Below are 24,341 nucleotides of genomic sequence, written 5' to 3' on the forward strand. Positions count from 1 at the left end.
CCAAGACAGGGTTCCGTAAGACAAGGAAGGCATCCGTGATGTCGAAGACCAGCCACCCCTACACCGAGACGGACGTCCGTGACTTCTTCGACCAGACACTCAGCACCTATCTGAGTTTCTGGGACGGCGACGGTGTCCTGCACACCGGTTACTTCTCGGACGACACCGACGACGACTACCGTGCCGCCGCCGAGCGGACCTCCGACATCCTGGCCGCGGACGCCATGATCGGCGGCTCGTCCTTCGTCCTCGACGTCGGTTGCGGCTGCGGCAACTTCCTCATTCATCTCGCCAGACGGTTCGGCTGCCGGGGAGAAGGGCTCGACCTGAGCGTGGAGCGCGTGAAGTTCGCGCGGGAGGCCCTCGCCGCCGAGGCCGGGCTCGACATCGCGTTCCGCGAGGGCTCGGTCATACAGATGCCCTACGAGGCCGACACCTTCAGCCACGTCGTCAGCCAGGACGCGCTCTGCCTCGTACCTGACAAGCCCGGCAGTCACCGCGAGATCCACCGTGTTCTCAGACCCGGGGGCATCTTCGCCTTCTCCGACTTTCTCCAGCCCAAGGAGGAGATCGGTGAGCGCGCCCGCAAGCACGTCTATGACCGGGTGAGATGGAACAGCGGCTACTCGTTCGTCGGCTACCAGACCGTTCTGCAGGAGGCCGGGTTCGAGATCCTGCTCGCGCGCAACCTGGAGAGTCACATCAGGCAGACCTACCGCGTACTGGGCAGGACGGCCACGGAGCGCGCCGGGGCGACGCAGGACGCCGCGGCCCGCGACTGGATGCTGGCCTTCGCCGAGTCCTGCGCGGAGATCCAGGTCGCCATCGACGACGGTGAGTTCGGCTGGGGGATGTTCGTCGCCAGAAAGCCCGGCACCACCACGTCGTAGCGCCGAACCGCCACGGACACCGACCCACCATCAGTCCCAGACCACGATGAGCGCGGAACCACCACGAGCGAGGAAGCCATGCAGCGTACCGAAGGCATGAAACGGACGATGGCCGAGGTCGTCGCCGAGCGGAAGAAGCAGATGTCGCCGGGCCGGATGTTCGTCGAGGCCTGTATGGACAAAGGACTCGAGGCCTCCGTCGAGTACGACGTGACGATCACCGACTCGCTGACGAGCTCGCGGCGCAAGCCGCGCTATCCGGCACGCAACATGCTCAAGGTCGTCGACCTCTCCAGGGACCCCCGGCGGTACTACTGGCAGGAGAGCCCGCCCCGGCCGGAGGACCCCGTGGTCGACGAGGCCGACCTGAGGCGCGAGGCGGCGAACCGCTTCCACAAGTCGCCGATCCCGGAGCTGTATCCCACCACCGCGTGGGTGCAGGTACCGCCCGGCCTGTGGGAGGACCCCGAGACCTTCGAGTCCTTCATCAACTACCGGTTGATCGTTCGCCTCGGTACGGCCGAGAACCACACCATCATTCGCGGAAAGGGCGGGTTGCTGAACATCCCGGACGTCATACGCATGACGTCGAAGGGGCCGTTCACCTCGACGATCCTCGCGGCCTGCAACGAGGCGGAGCAGATGGGAGGTACGGCCGACGGCCTCATCATCAACCCCGTCGACTACTACCGGTTCATGGGACAGGGCCGTCTGATGGACGACCTGGAGCAGAACGGCGTTTTCATCGTGCGTACGCGCCTTGTCGACCCGGGAACCGCCATCGTCGGGGACTTCGGGCACGGCGCCCAGCTGTTCGACGCCGGTCGTTCGGTGATCCGCTTCGCCGAGCCGCCCCCGGGTACCTTCGCCGAGCCCGGCATCGCGCTCATGGCCGAGATCTACGAGCGGGTCGTGATCAACCTCATGACCAACTTCTTCATCGTGACCCTGTGACCGCGACTCCCGTGAGTGCGACCCCGGGAGCGTGATCCCACGAACGCCGCGAGCCCGGGCCCGTGACCCCGTAGAGGACGACAGATGCCGACAGCACCGCCGCCACACTCGCCGAGCCCGGCGCCCATCCGGAGCGATCCCGACGTCCTCGTCATCGGCGGCGGCGTCGTCGGCCTGTTCTGCGCCTACTATCTACGTCGCGCGGGTCACGGCGTGACCGTCGTGGAACGCGGGCCGGTCGGCGGTCCCCAGTCCTGCTCGTACGGCAACACCGGCTTCGTCGGCACGCAGGGTGCCCTTCCTCTCGCCGAGCCCGGCGTGATGGCCCAGGGGTTGCGCTGGCTCCTCGATCCGGAAAGCCCTTTCTCCATCAGACCGCGGCTCGACCCCGAGCTGCTGTCCTGGCTCTGGCACTTTCGCCGCGCCTGCAACGAACGGGACGCGAAAGCCGGTTTCCGCGTGCTGGTCGACATGAAGAAGCGAAGCCTCGGCATCCTGCGCGAGCTGTGCGCGTCGGGCGACCTCGCCTCCACCTTCACCGCCCAGGGCATGCTCCTCGCGTACAGGACACCGCAGGGGTTCGAGAAGGCGTGCCTGTCGGTGCCCGCTACGGTCGCGAGCGGCGTGCCGTTGCGCGTCCTCGAACCAGGGGAGCTGGGCGCGCTCGAACCGGACGCCGAGTTCGACATCTGCGGGGCCCTGTACAACGAGGAGGGGGCCTACCTGCGGGTTCCCGAGTTCGTCACCGCTTTCGCCCGGATGCTCGAAGGCATGGGCGTCGAGATCCACGAGCGGACCGAGGTCGTCGGCTTCGAGGTCGCGGGCCGCGGGATCCGGCGGGTCAGGACCACGCGAGGGGATCTCGGCCCTCGCGAGACGGTCGTCGCCGCCGGGACGTGGTCGGCGGAATGCGCCCGCGACCTGAACCTCGGGCTCAGGCTCCAGCCCGCCAAGGGGTACTCCGTCACGGTCAAGGCACCGGCCAACGCGCCTCGGCTGCCGGTTCTTCTGGGGGAGGGGAAGGTCGCGCTCGTACCCCTCGGCGACCGCCTCCGCTTCGGCGGAACCCTGGAACTGGCGGGTCTGGACGCCACGATCTCCCGCCGCCGCGTGGACGGCGTCCTGCGAACCGTCCACACCTACCTTCCGAGACTGGAGAGCACCGAGATCCTCGAAACCTGGAGCGGCTTCCGCCCCTGCAGCCCCGACGGCCTTCCCTATCTGGGACGTGTCACCCCCTACCGCAACCTCTCCGTCGCGTGCGGCCACGGCCACATCGGCATGGGTCTCGCGCCGGTCAGCGGCAGGCTGATCGCCCAGATCGTCACCGGAGAACGGCCCGAGACGGATCTCGCGCCCCTGCGCCCCGATCGCTACGGAGGCCGTATCCGGCGCCGGCCCTGACACGGGGACCACGCCCACACCCGTACTCACGACATGACAGAAGCCGGCCCCGGCGCGGCTGCTGTCACAGCGAAGCCCCCCGGGCCCACACCCGTACTCATGGCGTTGACCACCCCCCCTCCGACGGGAGAGAACCCTCATGGCAGCCAAGATGGACACGACGCGCGACGTCACGGTCGGCGTCCTTTGCTGCGACACCGACTTCACCAAGATCCCAGGACACATTCGCAACCGGACCACCTTCGACTTTCCCGTCATCTACCGGGTCGTGGACGGCGCGACGGCGGAACGCGTGGTGACCCAGGCCGACCCCGGTCTGCTCGACCCGTTCATTCACGCCGCACAGGAACTCGAAGCGCGGGGCGCGGCGGCCATCACCGGCGCCTGCGGCTTCCTCGCCATCTTCCAGAGGAAGCTGGCCGACGCGGTCAACGTGCCGCTCTACGCCTCAAGCCTGATCCAGCTGCCCATGGTCCACCGCATGATCCGTTCGGACCGGAAGGTCGGGCTGCTGGTCGCGAAGAAGCCCTCTCTCACCCGGCGTCACCTGGAGGCGGTCGGTGCCGAGCACATCCCGGTCTGCGTCGTGGGCCTGGAGGACCAGCCGGAGTTTCGCGAGGTGATGCTCGAAGGGCGGCGCGCCGAACTCGACGTCGACCGTTTGGGCCGCGAGGTGCTGGGCCAGACCGAACGGCTGGCGAAGGAGAACCCGGACATGGGGGCGCTCGTCATCGAATGCACCGACGTGGTGCCTTACGCGCACGAGATCCAGGCGCAGCTCGGCATGCCGGTCTTCGACATCGTGACGCTCACCCAGATGGTTCACCGGAGCCTGACCCGCAGTCCTTTCGGTCCCCCCGGACCCGCAGGGAACACGTGACCGCGACGGGACGTAATACACCGGTATTTTTGCCGATGCCATTGTTCTGGCCGCGAGTGGTCACCTCGTTGCCGTTGAGCAAGTGTGGTGAAAGTAAGGTGGAGCTGGTCGACTTCCGTGACGCCACCGGGGGCGCCGGGCACGCCTAGGTCGTCGTGGGGCGCGGTGAGGGCGATGTGGGCGATGTGGGCGATGTCAAGTCTTACGGGTCCGACTGCTTCTTCGTCGACCAGTGGTACGCCCGTCACAAGAGCGGCACGCCGGATGTCCAGGGGCGGACGATGCTCTCCGAGCGGGCCCGCGAGTTTCCCGCCGCGCTCGCCTTCATGCTCGTGCTGCCGCCCGACGAGGTCCGTGCCGCGCTCGAGGAGCGCCTGGCCTTTCTGCGGGCGCGGCTGTCGGAGCTGGAGGCCGATCTGACCGAGGGGGGAGGTTCCTGCCCCGGGTCTTCCTGGTGGAGTCGGAGTACCAGCGGGCCGTGCTCGGGGCCGAACTCGACCATGTCCGCGGCCTCGTCGACGACCTGCTGAGGACTACCGCCTATGACGTCCTCCGCATTTCCAGGGGGCGGCCGGTGGAAGGCGGCGGGCGACTCGTGAGGTGAAGCCCATGCCTGATCGCTCAGAGTGACGACGGAATGGCGCCTGGGGCGGAGAGACGAACCCCCTTACGGGGCGCGCGACGAATTGTCCGAAAGTCGAGTTGCGGAACCGCTATTTGGGAGGGGGCGTATGACGGCGCCTCCGTCTAGAAGTATGTTCGGAAGTTGAATTTTGTATAAGGGTTCACCTGGGCATTCGTGTGCGTCTCCAAACCTGTTTTCGAGGGCGGCGGGCAAAAAGATCACATTTTCGTATATTTAGCGCCATTGGAGAAGGTGCTGCCATACTGTGTGGGAGCGCTCCCGCGGCCTGTGCCCGGAGCACGTGAACCATCCCGGATCGCCCTTCGTCTGGAAGAAAGGTGCCGATTCTTCATGACGGCACGTGACGAAAGCCCGTCATCCCGGTCGCTCCTGGACGGGAACGTCACCACGAGTCGACCCGAGCCCGTCTCCGACGTCGTCCTTGGCGGGCGGCGTCGATGGGCCCGGCACATATGGTGGCTGTCTCTGGTCGCCGGGGCGGCCGGTGCCGCGTTCGTCTGGCTGGCGACCCCGCACGCGCGGGAGATCCAGACGGCATGGGAGCTCGTGGCCAAGCTGCTCGCGTTCGCCTGCCTGTGTGTGGCCATCGCGTTCTTCCCGTGGGTGTCGCCGCGCCTGCAGTGGCTGGTCTACATCCCGTTCGTCTTCTTCACCGGCTACATGATCCCGCGGATCAGCTGGTTCTACTATGGCGACGTCGCACGCGCGCAGGGTGACAGTTTCTATACGCACCTCTATCTGCTGCTCTATCCGGCGATCGTCCTCACGGTCGCCGCCGCCTACCGGATCGGGGGCGGTAGTCCGGGCCGCTGCCTGAAAATCATGGCGACCGGCGTCGTCATCCTGTTCTCGGGGTTTCTCGACCTCATGTGGTTCGTCGTCAACCCGGTGGCGATCCCCGAGGTCATCGACGCCCCCCACATCAACCTGTTCACCGGCGGTCCGATCTCGTACGGCGCGACCATCCTGTTCGCCCTCGCGCACGTTCCGATCGCCATCGGGATCCAGCTGCTTCCCCTGGATCGCTGGATCGCCCGCCTGCTGGGGGCCGGGGAACTCGCGCCGGTCCGGTAACCGGCTCCGGCGGATCCATCTCGTCATGGCCGTCATGCCCGTATCTGAAGCCCTTCCGGGAGGTGAGATTTGCCGAACACGCATGTCGGGGCCCGCAGCGTCGACATCTCGGTGGCGGCACCCGCGTACAACGAGGCGGACAACATCGCAGCGGCGGTGACGGAGTGGCGCGACTACCTTGAGCGGCACCCGGCGGTCGGCGCGTGGGAGATCGTCGTATGCGACGACGGGAGCAGCGACGCGACCGGAGCCATCCTCGCGGCACTGCGAGCCGACTGCCCCGAGCTCGTCGTCGTCTCGTTCGACCGCAATCGGGGCGCGGGCGCCGCGATCGCCGCCGCGATCGCCCACACCCGGCTGGACTGGGTCGTGCTGCTCGACTCGGACGGCCAGTTCCCGATCGCCAATCTCGACGCGTTCATCCCGCGCATCCAGGCCGGTGAGGCGCTCGCCTTCTCCGGTGCCCGGATCAGGAAGGCCGACGGCCTGCCCTACCGGTGGGGGTCGGCGGCCAGCGGCGCGGTCAGCAACGCCCTGCTCCGCACCCGCTACCGTGACTTCAATTCGATCTTCAAGGTGGTCAGCGGCCCGCTGTTTCGCGCCCTGCCGCTGGAGTCCGGTGGGATGAACTGCTCGACGGAGATCACGGCGAGAGTCGCCGAACTGGGTCATACCTGGATGGAACTCCCCATCGAGCACCGGCAGCGCGGTGGCGGCAGTCGCGGCTGGCGGTTCTGGAAGGGAGCGTGGGACCGTGCGCTGTTCGTGGGCTACGTGGGATACCGCAACTGGCTGCTGCGCCGGGGCGTCCTGCGCGCACCAGGCCCGTCCGCGGCACCGCCACGGCCGGCGGCAGCCCGTGTGACGGAGGAGACCCGATGAGCGCTCCTCCACACCCTCTGAGCGCGGTCACCATGTTCAGCGGCGGGCGCGGCGGGGCCAGCATCGCGCGCCGGCTGCTGAGCGTCCCCGGGCTCACCCTGTCCCTGGTGATCAACGGGTACGACAACGGACTGTCCACCGGCGCGCTGCGGCGTTATCTCCCGGGGATGCTCGGGCCGTCCGACTTCCGGAAGAACTGCCTGCTCCACCTCGACCGCGGCGATGCGCATCAGGCCGCGCTGATGTCCGTCCTCGAACATCGCCTGCCGGCCGGGATCACGCCGGAGCGTCTCGGGGACCTCATCGACGAGATCGCCTCGTCCGGGCGGCGCGCGGGTCGTCCGCCGGCCGGCTCGGTCTCCGGCACGCCGTTCGACGCGCTGCGGCCGGAGGCGCGAGAGGAGATCACGCGGGACCTGCGCCTGTTCGCGCGCCGGCTCGGCGCGGAACCGTACGGGATCGACCTGGGCGACTGCGCGCTCGGCAACCTCGTGTTCGCCGGTGCGTATCTGCGCGCGGGGGAGGACTTCAACGCCGCCGTCCGCTCCTGCGCCCACACGTTCGGCTCCCCGGTCCGGCTGCTGAACGTGACCGGCGGTGAGAACGCCTTCCTCGCCGCGCTCAAGCGAAACGGCCGCCTCCTGGCCGACGAGGCCGACATCGTCGCGCCGCAGGACGGCGAGGCGATCACCGACCTGTTCCTGCTTCGTCAGCCGATCGGCCGCCGGTTCCGGGCCGAGTTGGAGGGGCTGCCCGCCGCACGGGTGCGGGAGGTCCTGGCACCCCATCGCGCCGACGTCACGCCGAGCCAGGAAGCGCTGGACGCGATCAGGGACACCGACCTCCTCGTGTACGGGCCGGGCACCCCGCACTCGTCGCTCCTGCCGAGCTACCTGACGCCGGGCGTCACGGACGCGATCGCGGCGAGCCGGGCCGTGGCCAAGGTGTTCGTCGTCAACATCCGGGACGACCACGACATCCAGGGGCTGACCGCGCCCGATCTGGTCGACCTCACCCTGTCCTATCTCGGTGACCCCCGTAACGAGCGGGGCACCGTCACCCATATCCTGTGCCCCACCCCCGGCACACCGTCAGACGGCCTGCCGCCCATGCCCCCGGCGCCGCGAGCCGTGATCGACCGCGGTGAATGGGCCGGGGCGCGGTGGGTCACGGCCGACCTGGAGGATCTCGGACGTCCGGGGGTGCACGGCGGCCGCAGCACGGTCGACGCCCTGATGGCCATCTGCGGCGAGGCGGCGCTGGCGGGAGCCGAGTGACCCCCTCGCAGGCCGGCGTGGTGGCCGGCCGCCGGACGTGGTTGTGCGACCTTGACGGCACGATCGTGGACTCCTGCCCGGCGCACGAGGCCGCGTTCCTTCAGGCGATCACGGAGATCGCGCCCGGCGCGCTCGCCTCGTTCAGGTACGCCGACCACACCGGTGCGAGCACCGCCGAGGTGGCGTCACGGCTCGTCCCCGGCGACACGGGCGCGGCCGAGCGACTGACCCGGCGCAAGCAGCGGCTCTACCACGAGTACGTCGAGGCGGGAATGGTCACCGTGCTGCCCGGTGCCCGCCGTCTCCTCGGACGCCTCACGGAGGACGGCCGCACGGCGTACCTGGTCACCAGCGGCAGCCGCGGGTCGGTCGAGCGGGTCCTGGCGGCCTGCTCCCTGGACGGCTACTTCCGGGCCGTCCTCACCGGCGACGACGTCACGGTGAGCAAGCCCGATCCGTGGTTCTACGCGTACGCCTGCCGTCGCTGGGCCGTCGACCCGGCCGACGCCGTGGCCGTGGAGGACTCCGCGCACGGGGTGGCGTCCGCGGTCGGCGCCGGGCTGGTGACGCTCCAGGTCCACGCCGCCGAGCCCGCGGCGGGGGCGATCGCCGTATCGGACCTTGACGAGATCGTGTCCATCTTCCACCAGGAGTAGCGGTGAGCGAGCGCGTCTGCGCGGTGATCCCGGCGGCCGGGCGTGGTGTCCGGCTCGGATTCGGCATCCCGAAGATCATGGTCGAGATCGCCGGCGGCGTCACCGTCTGGCACCTGCTCCACCGGCGGCTACGGTCCCGGACCGAGCACGTCCACGTCGTCGTCTCCCCCGAAGGCGAGGCCCCGTTCCGGGACCTCGCGGCCGAGGAGATCGGGAGCGGTGCCGTCTCGGTGAGCGTTCAGGACGAGCCGACCGGCATGGGAGGGGCCATCTTCGGCGCCGCCCCGCACTGGGAGCCGTACGACGCGATCCTCGTGGTCTGGGGTGACCAGGCGAACCTGTCCTCGGCGACCGTCCGTCGCGTCGTGGCCGCCCATCGAGAGGGCGGGCTCACGATTCCACTGGTGCCGATGGCGGATCCGTACGTCGAGTACGAGGTCGCCGGTTCCGCGCTCGTACGAGTGCGGCAGTCGCGCGAGGGCGACGAGTGCCGCCCCGGCGGGCTCAGCGACGTCGGCGTGTTCTGTCTCGGCACGGACGGGCTGCGGGAGGAGTGGACGCGCTATCTGCGTGACGCCGCCCCGGGCGCCGTCACCGGCGAGGTCAACTTCCTGCCGTTCCTTCCCTACCTGTCGCAGGTCGCCGACCGGCCGCTGACCGTGGTGCCGGTGGACGACCCCGGCGAGGCGCGCGGCATCAACACCCAGGCCGATCTCGACTTCGCCCGGCGGGTATACCTGCGGGACACGGAGGCCGGCGGCCGATGCGCGAGATGACCGCCCGGCTACGCCCCGTCTACGTCGTCTGCGCCGAGGTGCCGCCGGATGTCGTCGGCGGGCTCGGGCGGTACGCCGAGCGGATGATGGCCGCCATGCGGCATCTCGGCACGTCCGTCGAGGTGTTCGGAGCCACCGCGCGGCACGGGGCGCCGCGAACGGAGCGGATCGGCGACGTCACCCTGCACCGGGTGCGCACACTCGGCGGTGGCCGGGCAGGAGGCACCTCCCGGACACCGGCGGTCGTCCTGCACGTTGCCCGGATGATCGGGATACTCGTGTTCAACGTGCGTGTCACGGTCCGCATCCTCAGGGCCGGTGCCAGGTCGTCGGGGTCGGTCGTCGCCGTGCACGACTGGATGGGCTGCGTCGCCGGGATCCTGTGCCGGGTCCTCGCGCGCACCCCGGTGGTGTTCCACGTCCACACTCGTGAGCTCAACGCCGGCTCTTCCCAGCGCCGGTCCGTGGTGGCGGCGGGCATCGCCGCGCTGGAGACCGTCCAGGCACGGCTGGCGCACCTGATCGTGGTGCCGAGCGTCGGGATGCGCGACGATCTCGTGGCGTGCGGATGGCCACCCGACCGGCTGCGGGTCATCCCGCACGGCTTCGAAGACCCCGAGCTGTTGCGGCTGGCCGCTCTCACCGGCGACGAGCGCGACCGGCTCCGCATGGCGGTTCGGCGCCGTTACCTGCCCGGTGGCGAGGGACGGCTCGTGGTGTTCGCCGGTCGGCTCTCGCCGCACAAGGGCGTCCGCACACTCGTCCGGGCGGCTTCGCCGATCGTCGGGAAACGCGACGACGTGCGGATCGTGCTCATCGGCGCGCAGGCTCCACGCACCGACGAGAACGCGGAGGTGGCACGGCTGATCGACGATACGGGCGTCGGCCGCCACGTGGTCGCCGGGTACCGTTTCCTCGGCTCCGCCGAGGTGTTCGCCCATTTCCTGGCCGCCGACGTGTGCGCGTTCCCGTCCACGTACGAGCCGTTCGGCCTGGTCGCGATCGAGGCGATGGCGCTGGCCCGGCCCGTGGTCGTCGGCCCCGGCTACTCCCCGGAGGTGGTGGGGGACGGAGCGGTCCGGTGCGGGCACGACTCGCCGGAGGAACTGGCCGACGCGCTGCTGCGGTGCTTGGACGACCGGCGGTTCGCGTCCCGGCTCGGTGAGCGCGGCGCCGCCCATGTCCGCGAGCGGTACATGTGGGCACGGACGGCCGAACTCACCTTGGCGGCGTACGCCGAGCTGGCCCGGTGACACGCCTGCGACCGGCCGAAGACCTGCGCGCCCGCTTCGCGCGGGTCGTCGACGGCCACCGCTGGGCGGCCGGGCCCACGATCGTGAGCACCCTGGCCAGCGGCACCGCTGCGGCCACCACGCTGGTCATCGCGAGGGGGATCGGCGCCGCCGCGTTCGGCCACTTCACCGTCGTCCTGTCGATCGCGCTGATCGCCACCGTCGCCATGCTCACCAGCCTCAACTACGTCATGTTCCAGGAGTTGCCGCGCGCCGAACCGGCGGACCGGCCGGCCCTGGTGACGACGGCGCTCTTCTCGACGCTGGTGCTCGGGGCGGTCCTGCTCGCCGCCGGGATGCTGGCCGCGCCGCTGCTGACCGCGGCGCTCGGTGTCGACACCCGTACGTTCGCCTTCGGCCTGGCACTGGCGCTGTCGATGACCGTGAACCAGCTCACCGAGAGCTTTCTTCGCGGGCTGAAGAGGTTCAGGCTCGTGGCCGCGCTCAAGCTGGCCGTCGCCGTGGCCTACCTGGCCGGTTCCGCGTACTGCCTGCTCGTGCTCGGGATCGGGGACGCCGAGGTGTACCTGGGCGCGCTCATCGTGACGAACCTCGTCTTCGCCGTCGTGGCAGTGGCCGGGTCCGAGGTGGCGCCGCGCTCCTGGTCGCCGGCCCTCGCGAGGTCGCTCTACCGGCACGGTGCGTACGTGACCGTCATCGCCGCATTCACCGCCGTGCTCTTCGGCGTCGATGTGATCTTCCTCAACCACTGGGCAGGGCAGGCCGACGTCGGGGTGTACTCCCTGTACAACGGTTTCCCCAAGCGGCTGCTCGGCGTGGTGTTCATCGACGGGATCGGCCTGGTACTGCTGCCGATGCTGGCCACGGCGGCCAAGCCCGCTCTGATGCGCAGGATCGCGCGGCTCGCGCCGGCCGTCGCGGGAGCCGCGGCGGTCCTCTCCTTCGCGGCCAGCCTGGTGTTCTTTCTCGTGATGGGCGAGGAGTATCCGTACTCGGTCGGGCTGATGGCACTGGCGGCCGTGGGCATCGGCGCGCACACCGTCTTCAACCTCTACTTCCTCGCCCTGTCGATGGACGGGGTGCGGGGTGCCAAGGTGTTCATCGCCTGCCTCGCCGCAGGGACGCCCGCCGCGCTCGCCTGCCAGGCGGTGTGCATCGCCTGGTGGGGGCTGATCGGAGGGCTGGCGGCGTTCGCCTTCAGCAATCTCATCCTGGTGGCCGTCGTGGCGACCGCGGCCGGCCGGGTGTACCGGCCGGACGGCCCGGTGGCGGTCACCCCATCCACAGAGGAGGCCGATCGATGAGGATCGCCTACATCGTCAACCAGTATCCACCGAACATCACCGCCGGGCTCGGCCGTTACGTCGAGCTGATCACGCCGTACCTGGCCCGCGACCACCGGCTGGCCGTCTTCACGCTCAACGACGGCCACCAGTCCGTGCACGAACGGGGTGAGGGCGTCACCGTCTACCGTCCGCTCGGCCGCCTCCTCGGCGCGATCGGCCGCCGCCGGCGGCTCAACCGCACCCGGGGCGCCGAGTTCGCCCTGCTCGCGCTGAACGTCGTGGTGAGCAACTGGCGGTACTTCCTGCGGTTGCGCCGTGCGGGCCGGGATGAGCGGCCCGATCTGGTCGCCGTGCACGACTCGACGAACTTCCTGTGCGGACTGCTCTGCCACTACGTGCTGCGTCTGCCGGTCGTCTTCCATGTGCACACCACCGAGTACGGCGTCGCGGCGCAGCGCACCATCACCGACCCGCTGAACGTGTTCGCCGCCATCGAGCGGTGGCTGGCGCGGATCTCCCGGCGGGTCGTCGTCGCCACCCCGGAGGTGCGCGCGGAACTGACCGCCGCGGGGTGGAACCGAGCGCCGATCGATGTCGTGCACCTGGGGGGCACGTACGAACGGGTGCTCGCCGACCCCGCTTTCGACCGCGACGGGCTTCGTGCGGGAGCCGCCGCCCTGCGGACCCGGCTCGGCATCGCCGCCGAGGACCCGGTGCTGTTGTTCGTCGGCCGTATCGAACGGCAGAAGGGCGTCTATCCGCTGCTGGAGGCCATGCGGAAGATCGCGCCCGCGGTCCCCGGCCTGCGCCTGGTGATCGTGGGGGAGGGGGACGACGTGGGTGTGACACGGATCGTCGCGGAAACGGGCCTGGAAGGGCGTGTCCTGACGTCCGGCGGGTTCGTCGACGGCAAGGCACTCCTGGAGTTCTACGAGATGGCCGACGCCTGTGTCTTCCCCTCGCTCTTCGAACCGTTCGGCCTGGTGGCCACCGAGGCGATGGCACTGGCCAAACCCACGATCCTCGGCGACGGGTTCTCCCGAGTCTTCCTCGGTGACCCCGACCGGCCCGCCGTCCGTTTCGTACGGAGCGCCGACCCCGGCGACATCGCCCGCGTCGTGGTCGAGATCATGACGGACCCGGAGTTGCGCCGCACGCTCGGCGTCCGGGGAGAGAGGTTCGTCAGGGAGAGCCTGAGCTGGAGCAGAGCGGCCGACGAGACGCTCGCGGTCTACCGCGTCGCGCTCGAAGGAGCGCCGGCAGGACCGGCTCGGAATCTCGACCGTACGACCCGGGCTTCGAACGGCTCCTAGCGGGTCAGCGCGCCATCGCCGGTCGACAAGTGATCGCTTTTTTGAGGTGGGCGCGGCCGAGCGGGCGGCGAACGCGGAGCTCCGCCGCCCGCGGTCGGCGACGGAGCTTCGAAGGTGCGGGATCAGCCCTTGTAGTTGAACACCTGGCGCAGAGTGTGCTGGACCGCCACCAGATCCTTCTGGTCGGCCATCACCTGGTCGATCGACTTGTACGCCTGCGGGTGCTCGTCCACCAGGGCGGCGGCGCGGTCCGCGTTCCAGGTGCGGCCGCGCATCGCCTCGGTCAGGGAGGAGGCCGTCAGCTCACGCTTCGCCCGGCTGCGTGACATCCTGCGGCCGGCTCCGTGGGAGCAGGAATTGTAGGACATCGGGTTGCCGAGTCCGCGCACGATGTACGAGCGCGTCCCCATGGAGCCCGGGATCACGCCCTCGTCGCCGGTGTCGGCCTTGATGGCTCCCTTACGGGTGATCCACAGGTCCTTGCCCTCGTGCGTCTCCCGCTGCGTGAAGTTGTGGTGGCAGTTGATCGTCCGAAGCCGCCGGCCCTTGCCGACGACCCGGAACAGGGCGTCGCCCAGCACCTTGTCCATCCGGGCACGCGAGGCCATGGCGTAGCGCTGCGACCACAGCATGTCCTCGATGTAGGCGGTGAACTCCGGCGTGTTCTGCACCAGGTAGGCCAGGTCCGGATCCTCCAGGCCGACCGCCTGCTTCCTCATCAGCTTCTTGGCGTCGACGATGTGCTTGGTCGCGAGCAGGTTGCCGATGCCGCGTGAGCCCGAGTGCAGCACCGTCCAGACCCGGTCACGTTCGTCGAGGCAGACCTCGACGAAGTGGTTGCCGGACCCGAGGGTGCCGAACTGCAGGGACACCTTCTTCTCCTGCTGGGGGGTGAGGTCGGTGTGCGGGCGGCCGAGGTCGCCGAGCGCGCGGTCCATGGACGGGTCGTCGTGTCCCTTGCCGACACCGGCGGGAATTCGCCGCTCCACCAGCGGCATCAGGGCGTCGAGGGTGTCGGGCAGGTCGGCGGCGGTGAGCGTGGTCTCGGTCGCGACCATGCCGCAGCCGATGTCGACGCCGACGGCGGCCGGGATGATCGCTCCTTCGGTGGGGATGACCGATCCGACCGTCGCGCCGATGCCGACGTGCGCGTCGGGCATGAGGGCGACGTGTCCGGAGACGATCGGCAGGCGGGCGGCGCGCGCGGCCTGCATGATCGTACCTTCGTCGATCTCGCTGGCCCACGACACCAGGTTCGGTGCGGGCTGGTTCGGCATCATGATCTCCTTGGTTGCGAGATCCAGTCTGCCCACGTTCCTCGTGAGATCCCACTCATTTTACCGGGCGCTGTAGGTCATGATCGTTTAGACGTCAGGAATCAACCGTCACACGATGATGTTGGGACAACGAGGCCCATTGAAGGGCGGAAGGAGGGCGGCCGTAGGCTGGCCCTCTGTTCCAGACAAGTGAGCAACTGGGAGGTGGCGTCCGGTGTTGCAGGATTCCTTCGGGCGTGTGGCGACCGATCTGCGGGTGTCCCTCACCGACCGCTGCAACCTGCGCTGCTCCTACTGCATGCCACCCGAGGGCCTCGAATGGCTGCAGAAACCCGACCTGCTGACCGCCGACGAGATCGTCCGGCTCGTCACCATCGGGGTGGAGCGACTCGGCATCACCGAGGTCCGCTACACCGGTGGTGAGCCCCTGCTCCGCCGCGAGCTGGTCGACATCGTGGCCCGCACCACCGCACTCGACCCCGCCCCGCAGGTCTCGCTCACCACCAACGGGATCGGGCTGAGCCGGCTGGCGGCCTCCTTGGCCGGCGCGGGTCTGCACCGGGTCAACGTCTCCCTCGACACCCTCGACCGCGAGACCTTCAAGAGGCTCGCCCACCGCGACCGCCTGTCCGACGTCCTCGAAGGGCTGGAGGCGGCCGACGCCGCCGGGCTGCGACCGGTCAAGGTGAACGCGGTGCTGATGCGCGGGATCAACGACCACGAGGCCGTGCCGCTGCTGCGCTACTGCCTGGAGCGGGGCTACGAGCTCCGGTTCATCGAGCAGATGCCGCTGGACGCCCAGCACGGCTGGCGCAGGGAGAACATGATCACGGCTGACGAGATCCTCGCCACGCTCAAGGCCGATGTCGACCTCACCGACGCCGACTCGGCGGAGCGCGGCAGCGCCCCGGCCGAGCTGTTCCTCGTCGAGGGCGGCCCGGCCAGAGTAGGGGTGATCGGCTCGGTCACCCGTCCGTTCTGCGGGGCGTGCGACCGTGTGCGGCTCACCGCCGACGGTCAGATCCGCAACTGCCTGTTCGCCACCGACGAGTCCGATCTGAGGGCCGCGATGCGCGCGGGCGCCGGTGACGACGAGATCGCCGAGCGCTGGCGATCCGCGGTCCGGATCAAGAAGGCCGGTCACGGCATCGACGATCCGACCTTCCTGCAGCCGTCCCGCCCGATGTCCGCCATCGGTGGCTGACGTCCCCGCCAGAAGACCCGGAGGTGTCCGATGACCGCCCGTCACGACGCCTGCATCCTGGCGGGCGGTCTCGCGCGAAGGCTCGGCGGCCGGGACAAGCCGGGCCTGCGCGTCTTCGGCCGCCCGCTGGTCGAGTCGGTGGCCGCCGCCGTGCCCGGCGCGGGACGGCTGATCGTCGTCGGACCGCCCCGCCCCGGACTGCCACACGCGATCTTCCGGCGTGAGGACCCGCTCGGTGGCGGCCCGGTGCCGGCGCTGCGGGCCGGCCTGGTCGAGGTGAACGCGCCATGGGTGGTGCTGCTCGCCGCCGATCTCCCGTTCCTGACCGGCGAGCACGTGCAGATGCTGCTGGACGCCGCGGGGGCGGGGACGAGCGGGCCGGGAGCCGTGCTCGTCGACGACGGCGGGCGCGAGCAGTGGCTCGCCGGGGTGTGGCACACGCGGAGCCTGGCGCGGGCGCTCGACCGCTACGAGGGGCGGTCGTTGCACGGGCTGCTCGCCCCGCTCCGCCCGGTCACGGTTCACCTCACCGGGCAGCCGTGGTTCGATTGCGACACCATGGACGATCTACAGCGGGCCCGGGCAGTGAAGCCGGGCCCCGGCGGAGGCGCGGATTCCGGCGACGGGCGCGAGAGCGGCGACGGCACGGGACGGACGCGACCGCGGACGAGGAGCGAGAGTTGAACGTGATGAAGGAATGGACCGCGCTGGTCTGCCGGGAGCTGGGCATCGATCCCGCGACGGTGGACCGTGACGAGGTGCTGGACCTGACCAGGGAGGTCGCCCACGGGGTGGCCCGGCCGGCCGCGCCGCTCACGGCCTATCTGCTCGGGGTGGCCCAGGGGGCGGGTACGGCGCCGCCGGACATCGTGGAGAGGCTGACCGCGCTGGCGCGCAACTGGGAGCAGGCGACCACTGAGACGCTGGGCGACAAATAGCGCCAAAGAAAAGGCGCTTTGTTGTTAAAGTCCGGGAAAAGGGCGACGCCGGGTGGTTACGGGGGCAAACCACCCGGCGTCGCTTCATCGGCGTTCCGACGGGGGCCCGGAACGCCGGCAACAGTGCCCCGACGGGGGACCAGGGCACTTGGCTAAAGCGTACACCTACTACCCTTGGAGTGCGTCAAGACTTAGTCACGACCCGATCTCGCGTCGGTGGCGTGGAATCTGGTTTTGCCCGGAATCTTCCACGTCAGGGGCATGCGGGACCCCGCGCGGCGGCCCGTTGGCCCCGATCACGGCAATGTATGGTAAAAAGATCGCCCCGGCGAAGAGCAGCAGCCGGACGGGCATCGGAGCGGGCACCGTGAAGGCGAGGACCAGGCAGATCAGCCGGATCCCCATCTTGATGAAGTAACTCTTCTCGCGCTTGCCGATGTCGGCGCTCAACGAGGGTTGGGCGTCCGTCACCTGATGAACCACCGGACGCCTGCGCCATCCCTTCACGATTCCCAATCTAGGCCTCATATCGGCTGGGTGCGAACGGTCATGTAACCATGGCTTTCCGGGAAGAAGCAGAGGATGACAGATCGAACGTACCGGGTGACCGAGATAGTCGGCACTTCGGGGGAGAGCATCGAGGCCGCCGTACGCAATGGGGTCCGCCGGGCCTCCCAGACCCTGCGGCACCTTGACTGGTTCGAGGTGACCGAGATCAGGGGGCACATCGAGGAGGGAGAGATCGCCCACTTCCAGGTCGGCATGAAGATCGGATTCCGCCTGGAGGACGACTGAGCCTGTACGGCGGCCGCCCGGTGACGCAGACTGCCTGAATGGAAGAGACTCGGGCCGCACGGACGAGAAGACCGCGCGGCGCGGCGGGAATAACGGTACGTGCCGCGCTGGCCACCGCGCTGATCCTCCCGGCCGGCTGCGCCACCCCGGCGGGCGGCGCGCCCACCGCCACCGGGGCCGTCTCACCGGGCACCCCCGCCGCCACCGACGCCGGGCCGAGGGCCGAGGCGGAAGGGGAATCACCGCTGCGCCAGAGCACCACCGACGTCGCGCGGACGATAGGCAGTCTCCGCAGGATCGACGATCTACCGCTGTACGAGATGACCTTCCACGGCTCGTACGACCGCGAGGCCCCCCTCGGGGAGGAGGAGTTGGCGGGACGCGCCGACGGCTGGGCCTGCTCCCTGTTCGCCCTCGGCGGCGACCGGCCGCTGTTCGGCAGAAACTTCGACTGGGACCCCAACCCGGCGCTGATCGTGCACGCCGACCCGCCCGACGGCTACGCCTCGGTCTCCGTCGTCGACCTGTTCCATCTGATCGGAGGCTCCACCCCGCCGGATCTGTCCGCCGCGCCCGCCCGCCGCAGGATGGCCCACGCGGTGCTCGCCCCCTTCGACGGGGTGAACGAGAAGGGCCTGGCCATCGGTATGGCCACGTCGCCCGAGGGCGGGCTACCTCCTCCTTCTCCCGGCCGCCCCGACGTCGGCAGCGTGCGCGTCATCAGGATCATGCTCGACAAGGCGGCGACCGTGGACGAGGCACTGGCGATCATGCGCCGTTACGACGTCGACTTCACGATCGGGCCGCAGGTCCACTACCTCATCGCCGACGCGGCGGGCAGATCGGCCGTCGTGGAGTACGCCGGGGGCAGGCTCAACGTGATCGACGACCGCATGCTCACCAACTTCGGCATGACCGGCACCTCCACTGCCCAGCGCCGGGCCGACCCCCGCTACCGTGCGCTCGCCGAGGGACTGCCCGCCGCCCGCGATTGGCGCGACGCGATGGGCCTGCTCCGGAAGGTGGCCCAGGCCCACACCCGCTGGTCGGTCGTCTACGACCTCACCGACGCCACCGCCCGCGTGGTGGCGGGCCGGCGCTGGGACACGGTGCACACCATCCCGCTCGTCCAGCGCTGAACGGCCCGTCCGGTGTGGGGAAGGGGAGCCGGACCTAGCTGGCCTGACTCACCGTCGACATGTTGAAGTCGGGCACCCGGATCGGAGGCATGATCGCGCGGTTGAAGTAGTCGCTCCACTCGCGCGGCAGGGTCTGCTCGGAGGCGCCGATCTCGGTGAGGCGCCGGAGCAGGTCCACCGGGCTCTCGTTGAAGCGGAAGTTGTTCACCTCGCCCACGACCTCGCCGTTCTCCACCAGGTAGACGCCGTCGCGGGTCAGGCCGGTCAGCAGCAGCGTCTGCGGGTCGACCTCGCGGATGTACCACAGGCAGGTGAGCAGCAGGCCGCGCTCGGTGGAGGCGATCATCTCCTCCAGCGACCGCCCGCCCTCGGGGCCCCGCATGATCAGGTTGTCGACGACCGGGGTCACCGGCAGACCGGTCAGCTCGGCCGAGTGCCGGGTCTGCAGCAGGTTGGCCAGCCTGCCACCGGAGATCCAGTCGGTGGCGGCGAGCGGCAGCCCGTTGTCGAACACCGAGTTCTCCCGGCCGGAGGCGTGCGCCACCACGAACGGCGAGCACTCGACGCCCGGCGCCGACGGGTCGCTGTACAGGCGGATCGGCGACATCGGCGACGCGGAGAGGACGTCGCCGACGCGGGTGCCGCCACCGGGCCTGGAGAAGACCGTACGTCCCTCCATCGCGTCGCGCGCTCCGGCCGTCCAGTACAGGTAGGTCATCAGGTCGGCGACGGCCGTCGGAGGCAGCAGCGTCTCGTACCGGCCCGCGGGCAACTCGACGCGATTCTTCGCCCACTCCAGGCGCTGGGCCAGTGAGGCGTCCAGGGCCGCCACGTCGACGTCGGAGAAATCGCGGGTGGACACACCGGTCCACGCCGAGCGTCGCATGTCGGAGGACTTGGCGTTGAGCTCCAGGCGGCCGGTGGGCTGGGTGTGCCGCAGCCGGGCGCCGGTCGAGGTGCCCACGAAGGTCGTCGTGACGGTGTGCTCGGCGAATCCGTACAGCCTGCGCCCGCCCGCCTCGGCCGTGGCGAAGGCCTCGCCCAGGGCGGGGGCGAAGGCGCCGAACACCCCGATCGAGGTCGGCTCGGCGGGGGCCTCCCAGTCGGCGGAGCGGGTGCCCTCCAGCAACGGCCGGGCGTCCTCGGACGGCCGCGCGTCCTCCGCGGCGTGGTCGGCGGCGGCCACGACCTCGTCGAGCCCGTCGGGGCGGACCGCCGCCCGCGACACCACGCCCACACCGCGGCCCACGATGGAGATCACGGTCAGCTGCGAGGAACGGGACACACCGTTGGTGGTGAGGGTGTTGCCCGCGAAGCGCAGGTTGGCACTCGACCCCTCCTCCACGATCACGACGTTGTCGTCGGCCGTGGAGAGCTCAAGAACCCTCTCGATCATCTCCTGGGGAGTCATTCCGCTCCTCTCCTGCCGGACCGCACGGCCGACACCGTCTTCCGCCCGCTCGCCCGTGCTCAACTGCCACTCTCCTGGACGGTGTTGAGGACGCGCACGCCGCGGAAGAGCGCGGACGGGCAGCCGTGGCTGACCGGGGCGACCTGGCCCGGCTGCCCCTTGCCGCAGTTGAACGCCCCGCCAAGCACGTACGTCTGCGGCCCGCCGACCGCCGCCATCGAGCGCCAGAAGTCGGTCGTCGTCGCCTGGTAGGCGACGTCGCGCAACTGCCCGGCGAGCCTGCCGTTCTCGATCAGATAGAACCGCTCACCCGTGAACTGGAAGTTGTAGCGCTGCATGTCGATGGACCAGCTCTTGTCGCCCACCACGTAGATGCCCCGGTCGACGCCGGAGATCAGCTCCTCGGTGGTGGGGCCGTCGGGCGCCGGCCGCAGCGACACGTTGGCCATCCGCTGGATCGGGGTGTGGCCGGGGGAGGCGGCGAAGGCGCAGCCGTTGGAAGCGCCCAGCCCCTTCAGCAGCGCCATCCTCCGGTCGAGCTGGTAGCCGACCAGGATGCCGCCGGAGACGATGTCGAACTCCCTGGTCGCCACCCCCTCGTCGTCGTAGCCGATCGTGGACAGGCCGTGCTCGACGGTGCGGTCACCGGTCACGTTCATCAGCTCAGAGCCGTACACCAGTGTGCCGAGCTGGTCGAAGGTGGCGAAACTCGTCCCCGCGTACGCCGCCTCGTAGCCGAGGGCGCGGTCGAGCTCGGTGGCGTGCCCGACCGACTCGTGGATCGTCAGCCACAGGTTCGACGGGTCGATCACCAGGTCGTAGGGCCCCGCCTCGACGGAGGGCGCCCGAAGCTTCTCCTCCAGCAACTCGGGGATGCGCGCCAGCTCCTTGGGGAAGTCCCAGCCGGTGCCGGTGAGGTATTCGTACCCCCGGCCGACGGGCGGGGCGAGCGTCCGCATCGAGTCGAAGCGGCCGTCCAGCACCCGCGTCGCCCTCAGCTGGGGATGGACGCGCACCCGCTGCTGCGTCGTGGAGGTCCCGGCCGTGTCGGCGTAGAACTTCTGCTCCTTGACCTGCGTCAGCGACGCCTGGACGTGGTCCACCCCGGGATCTCGCAGCAGGGCGCCCGACCAGTCGGCGAGCAGCGCCGCCTTGTCGCGCATCGGCACCTCGAACGGGTCGACCTCGTAGGAGGAGACCCAGGTGACGTCGGAGTGGACCGCCTCCGGCGCCAGCTCGACGGGCTCGCGGTTGACCGCCGCCGAGACGACCGCCACCTCCACCGCCTGCTCGGCGACCCTGACGGCCGCCTCGGGGCTGAGCTCGATGCCTCCGGCGAAGCCCCAGGTGCCGTCCTTGACGACCCGTACGGCGTAGCCGAGGGTGTCGGCGTCGATGGAGCCTTCCAGCGCCGCGTCGGAGAGGCGCAGGGTCTCCCCGCGGACGCGCTCCAGCCGGAAGTCGGCGTGCTCGGCGCCCAGGTCCCGGGCGCGCTGCAGGGCCGCGTCCGCGAGCCGGCGCAGAGGCAGGGCGAGGAAGTCGGAGTCGATCTGGCGCATGTCAACGATCCTAACCCTGTGATCTTGTCCTTCCCGGACAAGAGGGTTACCCCCGGGTAGCCGATACCGTCTGACCATGGCTCGATCTGTTCTCGTAACCGGCGGCAATCGCGGCATCGGCCTCGCGATCGCCCGCGAACTCGCTCAGGCAGGCGACGACGTCGCCGTGACCTACCGCTCCGGACAGCCTCCCGAGGGCCTCTTCGGCGTGCGCTGCGACGTGACCAGCACGGCCGATGTGGACGCCGCCTTCGCGAAGGTCGAGGCCGAGTACGGCCCGGTCGAGGTGCTCGTCGCCAACGCGGGCATCACCAGGGACACGCTGCTGCCGATGATGAAGGAGGAGACCTTCACCGACGTCATCGACGCCAACCTGACCGGCGCCTACCGGGTCGCCAAGCGCGCCACCCGCGGCATGCTGCGGCTCAAGCGCGGGCGCATCGTGCTGATCTCCTCGGTGGTCGCCATGCTGGGCTCGGCGGGGCAGAGCAACTATGCCGCCTCCAAGGCCGGCATGATCGGCTTCGCCCGGTCGGCCGCCAGGGAGCTGGGCTCGCGCAACATCACCGTCAACGTGGTCGCTCCCGGCTTCGTGGAGACCGACATGACGGCCGAGCTGGACGAGGCGTACCAGGAGCAGATCCGTAAGAACATCCCCCTGGGCCGCTACGCCGCCCCGGAGGAGATAGCGCGCGTGGTCAGGTTCCTGGCCGGCGAGGACGCCGCCTACATCACGGGGGCCGTCATCCCCGTTGACGGCGGCCTTGGAATGGGGCACTGACGTGGGAATTCTCGAAGGCAAGCGGCTTCTCGTCACCGGGGTGCTCACCGACGCCTCCATCGCCTTCTCGGTGGCCAAGCTGGCCCAGGAGGAGGGCGCGCAGATCGTGCTCACCGGGTTCGGCCGGCTCAGCCTGGTCGAGCGGATCGCGAAGCGCCTGCCGGAGCCGCCTCCGGTGCTGGAGCTCGACGTCACCAACGCCGAGCACCTCGACTCCCTGGCGGAGCGGGTCGGCGAGCACCTCGGCGGCCTGGACGGGGTGGTGCACGCGATCGGCTTCGCGCCGCAGACCGCCCTGGGCGGCAACTTCCTGAACACCTCCTGGGAGGACGTGGCGACCGCCGTCCAGGTCTCCACGTACTCGTTCAAGTCGCTCGCGGTGGCCGCGCTCCCGCTCATGAAGGAGGGCGGCGCGATCGTCGGTCTCGACTTCGACGCCACGAAGGCCTGGCCGGTGTACGACTGGATGGGCGTGGCCAAGGCCGGACTGGAGTCCTGCTCCCGTTACCTGGCCCGCGACCTCGGCAAGCAGGGCATCCGGGTCAACCTCGTCGCCGCGGGCCCGATCAGGACCATGGCGGCCAAGAGCATCCCGGGTTTCGTCGAGTTCGAGGAGAGCTGGCCCGCCAAGGCCCCGATCGGCTGGGACATCAACGACCCGATCCCGGCGGCCAAGGCGTGTGTCGCCCTGCTGTCCGACTGGTTCCCCGCCACGACCGGTGAGATCGTCCACGTCGACGGGGGCGTCCACGCCATCGGAGGCTGAGTGCTTTCCGCCCCGGCGGGCGACGAGCCGGCCGGGGCGACGCCCCCCGTCGGGACGGCGGGGAGCCGCTGCCCGGCCGCGTACGGCCGCGTCGTGGAATGACGAGGTGAGCGGCGCGGGCCGGGGCGCCGAGAACGCCGAGAACTAGGCCACCCGCTGGCGTCCCGGAGGGGCGGGCTCGAACGGTATCGACTCCCTGATCCTCCGCCTGCTGTACAGCAGGCGGACCGCGAGGATCGCCGAGACGAGCACCGCGGTGCTGAGCACGGTGCTCGCGGTGTCGGACGACCGGCTGGGCTTCACCGGCCGCTCGCCGGGCATCTGCCGCTGGAGTTTCTCCATCACCGGGGCGGGCCACAGCAGCTCCACCCGGGGCGCCTCGGCGTCGACCACGGGTGACGGCCTGGGAGCCGTCGGCTCACCCACGTCGGTCGCGGGCCTCCTGACATCCGGGGAGAACGTCTCCGTCTCGGGGAACGCCCGGTCGGTCGGTACGGGAACCGGGCTCTTGCGCGCGGGTGTGGCGTCCTCGTGCCGCGAAGGGCTCGCCGAAGGGGTCGCGGAGGGGGGCGCCGAAGGGGTAGGGCTCGGTGACACCTTGGACGAGGCGGCCTGGTCGGGCTCCCCGACAGAGGTGGTCGCCGACGTCTCCGCGCAGGTGGTGGAGGCCGCCGCGGACCGGCAGGCTTCGGTGCCCTGAGGCCGGGGCGTCCGCGCGTCACCGGAGGGCTCCTTCTTCTCCTGCGCGGTGGACGGCCTGTCCGGCGGGCTCTTGGACGCCGAGGCGGCCGGTGCCGGGGTGTTCGTCCCGGCGTCGCTCCGGCCGGAGTCTCCGCGGGAGGACGGGGAGGCGGCGTCCTCACCACGGCTTCCGGGGTCGTCGACACCTTTTTCCAGACCGCGGACGACGTCGCCCACACCGTCCTCGACCTTTTTCGTGACGCCGTCCACGACCCGGCAGACTCCGCCGGTCACGGGGCCCAGCAGCCCTCCGTGATCACAGTCGTCCACGCGCGGGACGGCGCTCGCCCGCGCGGCGCTCACGGGCACGATCGCGACCGCCGGGACCCCACCTCCCAGTGCCAGCGCCAGAACGCCTGCCGCCATCGCAGTTCGCACTCGTCTCCTTCGCCCCGGGGCGGACATCGGCCATGGCGTCTCACCGACATCCGGATGCCCC

25 protein-coding genes are annotated in these 24,341 nt (G+C 70.1%); 20 read left to right on the forward strand and 5 right to left on the reverse strand.

The features are described from left to right. Nucleotides 1-38: 38 nt before the first annotated feature. The 13 genes from ABZ664_RS24345 to ABZ664_RS24405 all read left to right on the forward strand — a co-directional run bounded on the left by ABZ664_RS24345 (nucleotide 39) and on the right by ABZ664_RS24405 (nucleotide 13,291). The gene (locus ABZ664_RS24345; protein WP_362514172.1) at nucleotides 39-890 is read left to right on the forward strand and encodes a methyltransferase domain-containing protein; all 852 of its coding nucleotides are present in this window, start codon (nucleotides 39-41) and stop codon (nucleotides 888-890) included. Between the two features lie 78 nt (nucleotides 891-968). Further along, nucleotides 969-1,844: a family 3 encapsulin nanocompartment shell protein gene (locus tag ABZ664_RS24350; RefSeq protein WP_362514175.1), complete on the forward strand. Its 876-nt coding sequence runs from the start codon at nucleotides 969-971 to the stop codon at nucleotides 1,842-1,844. 84 nt (nucleotides 1,845-1,928) lie between these two features. Beyond that, entirely contained in the window at nucleotides 1,929-3,248 is a 1,320-nt protein-coding gene (locus tag ABZ664_RS24355; protein WP_362514178.1) for an FAD-dependent oxidoreductase, read from the forward strand. Nucleotides 3,249-3,387: 139 nt separating this feature from the next. After that, on the forward strand, nucleotides 3,388-4,128 hold the full coding sequence (locus ABZ664_RS24360) for an aspartate/glutamate racemase family protein (protein WP_362514181.1): 741 nt from the start codon (nucleotides 3,388-3,390) through the stop codon (nucleotides 4,126-4,128). 185 nt (nucleotides 4,129-4,313) lie between these two features. After that, entirely contained in the window at nucleotides 4,314-4,658 is a 345-nt protein-coding gene (locus tag ABZ664_RS24365) for a hypothetical protein (protein ID WP_362514184.1), read from the forward strand. Between the two features lie 446 nt (nucleotides 4,659-5,104). Next, nucleotides 5,105-5,848, forward strand: a complete 744-nt coding sequence (locus ABZ664_RS24370; RefSeq protein WP_362514187.1) for a hypothetical protein — start codon at nucleotides 5,105-5,107, stop codon at nucleotides 5,846-5,848. Between the two features lie 69 nt (nucleotides 5,849-5,917). Further along, nucleotides 5,918-6,730, forward strand: coding sequence for a glycosyltransferase family 2 protein (locus ABZ664_RS24375; protein WP_362514190.1), 813 nt, complete (start codon nucleotides 5,918-5,920; stop codon nucleotides 6,728-6,730). Next, nucleotides 6,727-8,007, forward strand: a complete 1,281-nt coding sequence (locus tag ABZ664_RS24380; RefSeq protein ID WP_362514193.1) for a 2-phospho-L-lactate transferase CofD family protein — start codon at nucleotides 6,727-6,729, stop codon at nucleotides 8,005-8,007. The genes ABZ664_RS24375 and ABZ664_RS24380 overlap by 4 nt, the downstream gene beginning before the upstream one ends. Continuing rightward, nucleotides 8,004-8,663, forward strand: coding sequence for an HAD family phosphatase (locus ABZ664_RS24385; protein ID WP_362514196.1), 660 nt, complete (start codon nucleotides 8,004-8,006; stop codon nucleotides 8,661-8,663). Before ABZ664_RS24380 ends, ABZ664_RS24385 begins: the two co-directional genes overlap by 4 nt. A 2-nt stretch (nucleotides 8,664-8,665) precedes the next feature. Continuing rightward, the gene (locus tag ABZ664_RS24390; protein WP_362514199.1) at nucleotides 8,666-9,439 is read left to right on the forward strand and encodes an NTP transferase domain-containing protein; all 774 of its coding nucleotides are present in this window, start codon (nucleotides 8,666-8,668) and stop codon (nucleotides 9,437-9,439) included. Beyond that, complete coding sequence (locus ABZ664_RS24395; RefSeq protein ID WP_362514202.1) at nucleotides 9,427-10,692, forward strand: glycosyltransferase family 4 protein; 1,266 nt, start codon at nucleotides 9,427-9,429, stop codon at nucleotides 10,690-10,692. The genes ABZ664_RS24390 and ABZ664_RS24395 overlap by 13 nt, the downstream gene beginning before the upstream one ends. Next, nucleotides 10,689-11,996: an oligosaccharide flippase family protein gene (locus ABZ664_RS24400; RefSeq protein WP_362514206.1), complete on the forward strand. Its 1,308-nt coding sequence runs from the start codon at nucleotides 10,689-10,691 to the stop codon at nucleotides 11,994-11,996. Before ABZ664_RS24395 ends, ABZ664_RS24400 begins: the two co-directional genes overlap by 4 nt. Continuing rightward, the gene (locus ABZ664_RS24405; RefSeq protein ID WP_362514209.1) at nucleotides 11,993-13,291 is read left to right on the forward strand and encodes a glycosyltransferase family 4 protein; all 1,299 of its coding nucleotides are present in this window, start codon (nucleotides 11,993-11,995) and stop codon (nucleotides 13,289-13,291) included. The genes ABZ664_RS24400 and ABZ664_RS24405 overlap by 4 nt, the downstream gene beginning before the upstream one ends. A gap of 122 nt (nucleotides 13,292-13,413) precedes the next feature. Here ABZ664_RS24405 and ABZ664_RS24410 read toward each other — a convergent pair whose 3' ends face one another. Continuing rightward, a complete protein-coding gene (locus tag ABZ664_RS24410; protein ID WP_362514212.1) occupies nucleotides 13,414-14,568 on the reverse strand; it encodes an RtcB family protein in 1,155 nt (384 codons plus the stop codon). A 214-nt stretch (nucleotides 14,569-14,782) separates the two neighbouring features. On the opposite strand from ABZ664_RS24410, the gene moaA reads away from it, so the two are divergent. Genes moaA through ABZ664_RS24425 form a run of 3 tightly spaced genes read left to right on the forward strand, consistent with a single transcriptional unit; the run spans nucleotide 14,783 to nucleotide 16,710 of the window. Next, entirely contained in the window at nucleotides 14,783-15,772 is a 990-nt protein-coding gene (moaA, locus tag ABZ664_RS24415; protein ID WP_362514215.1) for a GTP 3',8-cyclase MoaA, read from the forward strand. Between the two features lie 30 nt (nucleotides 15,773-15,802). Continuing rightward, on the forward strand, nucleotides 15,803-16,456 hold the full coding sequence (locus tag ABZ664_RS24420; RefSeq protein WP_362514218.1) for a molybdenum cofactor guanylyltransferase: 654 nt from the start codon (nucleotides 15,803-15,805) through the stop codon (nucleotides 16,454-16,456). Between the two features lie 5 nt (nucleotides 16,457-16,461). Beyond that, a complete protein-coding gene (locus tag ABZ664_RS24425) occupies nucleotides 16,462-16,710 on the forward strand; it encodes a DUF6457 domain-containing protein (protein ID WP_362514389.1) in 249 nt (82 codons plus the stop codon). 195 nt (nucleotides 16,711-16,905) lie between these two features. Here the strand turns inward: ABZ664_RS24425 and ABZ664_RS24430 are convergent, their stop codons facing one another. Further along, nucleotides 16,906-17,217 (reverse strand): DUF3099 domain-containing protein, encoded by a 312-nt coding sequence (locus ABZ664_RS24430; protein WP_362514220.1) that lies wholly within the window; start codon nucleotides 17,215-17,217, stop codon nucleotides 16,906-16,908. Between the two features lie 75 nt (nucleotides 17,218-17,292). Between ABZ664_RS24430 and ABZ664_RS24435 the strand changes: the two genes are divergently transcribed. Together ABZ664_RS24435 and ABZ664_RS24440 are read left to right on the forward strand one after the other, a co-directional pair. Further along, a complete protein-coding gene (locus ABZ664_RS24435; RefSeq protein WP_362514225.1) occupies nucleotides 17,293-17,505 on the forward strand; it encodes a dodecin in 213 nt (70 codons plus the stop codon). 38 nt (nucleotides 17,506-17,543) lie between these two features. Next, nucleotides 17,544-18,644 (forward strand): linear amide C-N hydrolase, encoded by a 1,101-nt coding sequence (locus tag ABZ664_RS24440; protein WP_362514230.1) that lies wholly within the window; start codon nucleotides 17,544-17,546, stop codon nucleotides 18,642-18,644. Between the two features lie 34 nt (nucleotides 18,645-18,678). On the opposite strand, the gene ABZ664_RS24445 is transcribed toward ABZ664_RS24440, so the two are convergent. Both ABZ664_RS24445 and ABZ664_RS24450 read right to left on the reverse strand, forming a co-directional pair. Then, nucleotides 18,679-20,055, reverse strand: a complete 1,377-nt coding sequence (locus tag ABZ664_RS24445; protein ID WP_362514233.1) for a metallopeptidase TldD-related protein — start codon at nucleotides 20,053-20,055, stop codon at nucleotides 18,679-18,681. A 59-nt stretch (nucleotides 20,056-20,114) separates the two neighbouring features. Continuing rightward, entirely contained in the window at nucleotides 20,115-21,614 is a 1,500-nt protein-coding gene (locus ABZ664_RS24450) for a TldD/PmbA family protein (RefSeq protein WP_362514236.1), read from the reverse strand. A 76-nt stretch (nucleotides 21,615-21,690) separates the two neighbouring features. Between ABZ664_RS24450 and ABZ664_RS24455 the strand changes: the two genes are divergently transcribed. After that, complete coding sequence (locus ABZ664_RS24455; RefSeq protein ID WP_362514239.1) at nucleotides 21,691-22,395, forward strand: beta-ketoacyl-ACP reductase; 705 nt, start codon at nucleotides 21,691-21,693, stop codon at nucleotides 22,393-22,395. A gap of 1 nt (nucleotide 22,396) precedes the next feature. Then, entirely contained in the window at nucleotides 22,397-23,161 is a 765-nt protein-coding gene (gene fabI, locus ABZ664_RS24460; protein WP_362514242.1) for an enoyl-ACP reductase FabI, read from the forward strand. Nucleotides 23,162-23,305: 144 nt separating this feature from the next. Here the strand turns inward: fabI and ABZ664_RS24465 are convergent, their stop codons facing one another. After that, entirely contained in the window at nucleotides 23,306-24,280 is a 975-nt protein-coding gene (locus ABZ664_RS24465; RefSeq protein ID WP_362514245.1) for a hypothetical protein, read from the reverse strand. Between the last annotated feature and the right edge of the window lie 61 nt (nucleotides 24,281-24,341).

The organism is Streptosporangium sp. NPDC006930 (assembly GCF_040635605.1).
Classification (GTDB): domain Bacteria; phylum Actinomycetota; class Actinomycetes; order Streptosporangiales; family Streptosporangiaceae; genus Streptosporangium.

Coding starts and splice junctions, on each gene's coding strand:
- ABZ664_RS24405 (WP_362514209.1), top strand. CDS start 11,993: ATGAGGATCGCCTACATCGTCAACCAGTATCCACCGAACATCACCGCC.
- ABZ664_RS24360 (WP_362514181.1), top strand. CDS start 3,388: ATGGCAGCCAAGATGGACACGACGCGCGACGTCACGGTCGGCGTCCTT.
- ABZ664_RS24350 (WP_362514175.1), top strand. CDS start 969: ATGCAGCGTACCGAAGGCATGAAACGGACGATGGCCGAGGTCGTCGCC.
- ABZ664_RS24445 (WP_362514233.1), bottom strand. CDS start 20,055: ATGACTCCCCAGGAGATGATCGAGAGGGTTCTTGAGCTCTCCACGGCC.
- ABZ664_RS24435 (WP_362514225.1), top strand. CDS start 17,293: ATGACAGATCGAACGTACCGGGTGACCGAGATAGTCGGCACTTCGGGG.
- ABZ664_RS24410 (WP_362514212.1), bottom strand. CDS start 14,568: ATGCCGAACCAGCCCGCACCGAACCTGGTGTCGTGGGCCAGCGAGATC.
- ABZ664_RS24380 (WP_362514193.1), top strand. CDS start 6,727: ATGAGCGCTCCTCCACACCCTCTGAGCGCGGTCACCATGTTCAGCGGC.
- ABZ664_RS24420 (WP_362514218.1), top strand. CDS start 15,803: ATGACCGCCCGTCACGACGCCTGCATCCTGGCGGGCGGTCTCGCGCGA.
- ABZ664_RS24355 (WP_362514178.1), top strand. CDS start 1,929: ATGCCGACAGCACCGCCGCCACACTCGCCGAGCCCGGCGCCCATCCGG.
- ABZ664_RS24450 (WP_362514236.1), bottom strand. CDS start 21,614: ATGCGCCAGATCGACTCCGACTTCCTCGCCCTGCCTCTGCGCCGGCTC.
- ABZ664_RS24345 (WP_362514172.1), top strand. CDS start 39: ATGTCGAAGACCAGCCACCCCTACACCGAGACGGACGTCCGTGACTTC.
- ABZ664_RS24370 (WP_362514187.1), top strand. CDS start 5,105: ATGACGGCACGTGACGAAAGCCCGTCATCCCGGTCGCTCCTGGACGGG.
- ABZ664_RS24455 (WP_362514239.1), top strand. CDS start 21,691: ATGGCTCGATCTGTTCTCGTAACCGGCGGCAATCGCGGCATCGGCCTC.
- ABZ664_RS24395 (WP_362514202.1), top strand. CDS start 9,427: ATGCGCGAGATGACCGCCCGGCTACGCCCCGTCTACGTCGTCTGCGCC.
- ABZ664_RS24440 (WP_362514230.1), top strand. CDS start 17,544: ATGGAAGAGACTCGGGCCGCACGGACGAGAAGACCGCGCGGCGCGGCG.
- ABZ664_RS24425 (WP_362514389.1), top strand. CDS start 16,462: ATGAAGGAATGGACCGCGCTGGTCTGCCGGGAGCTGGGCATCGATCCC.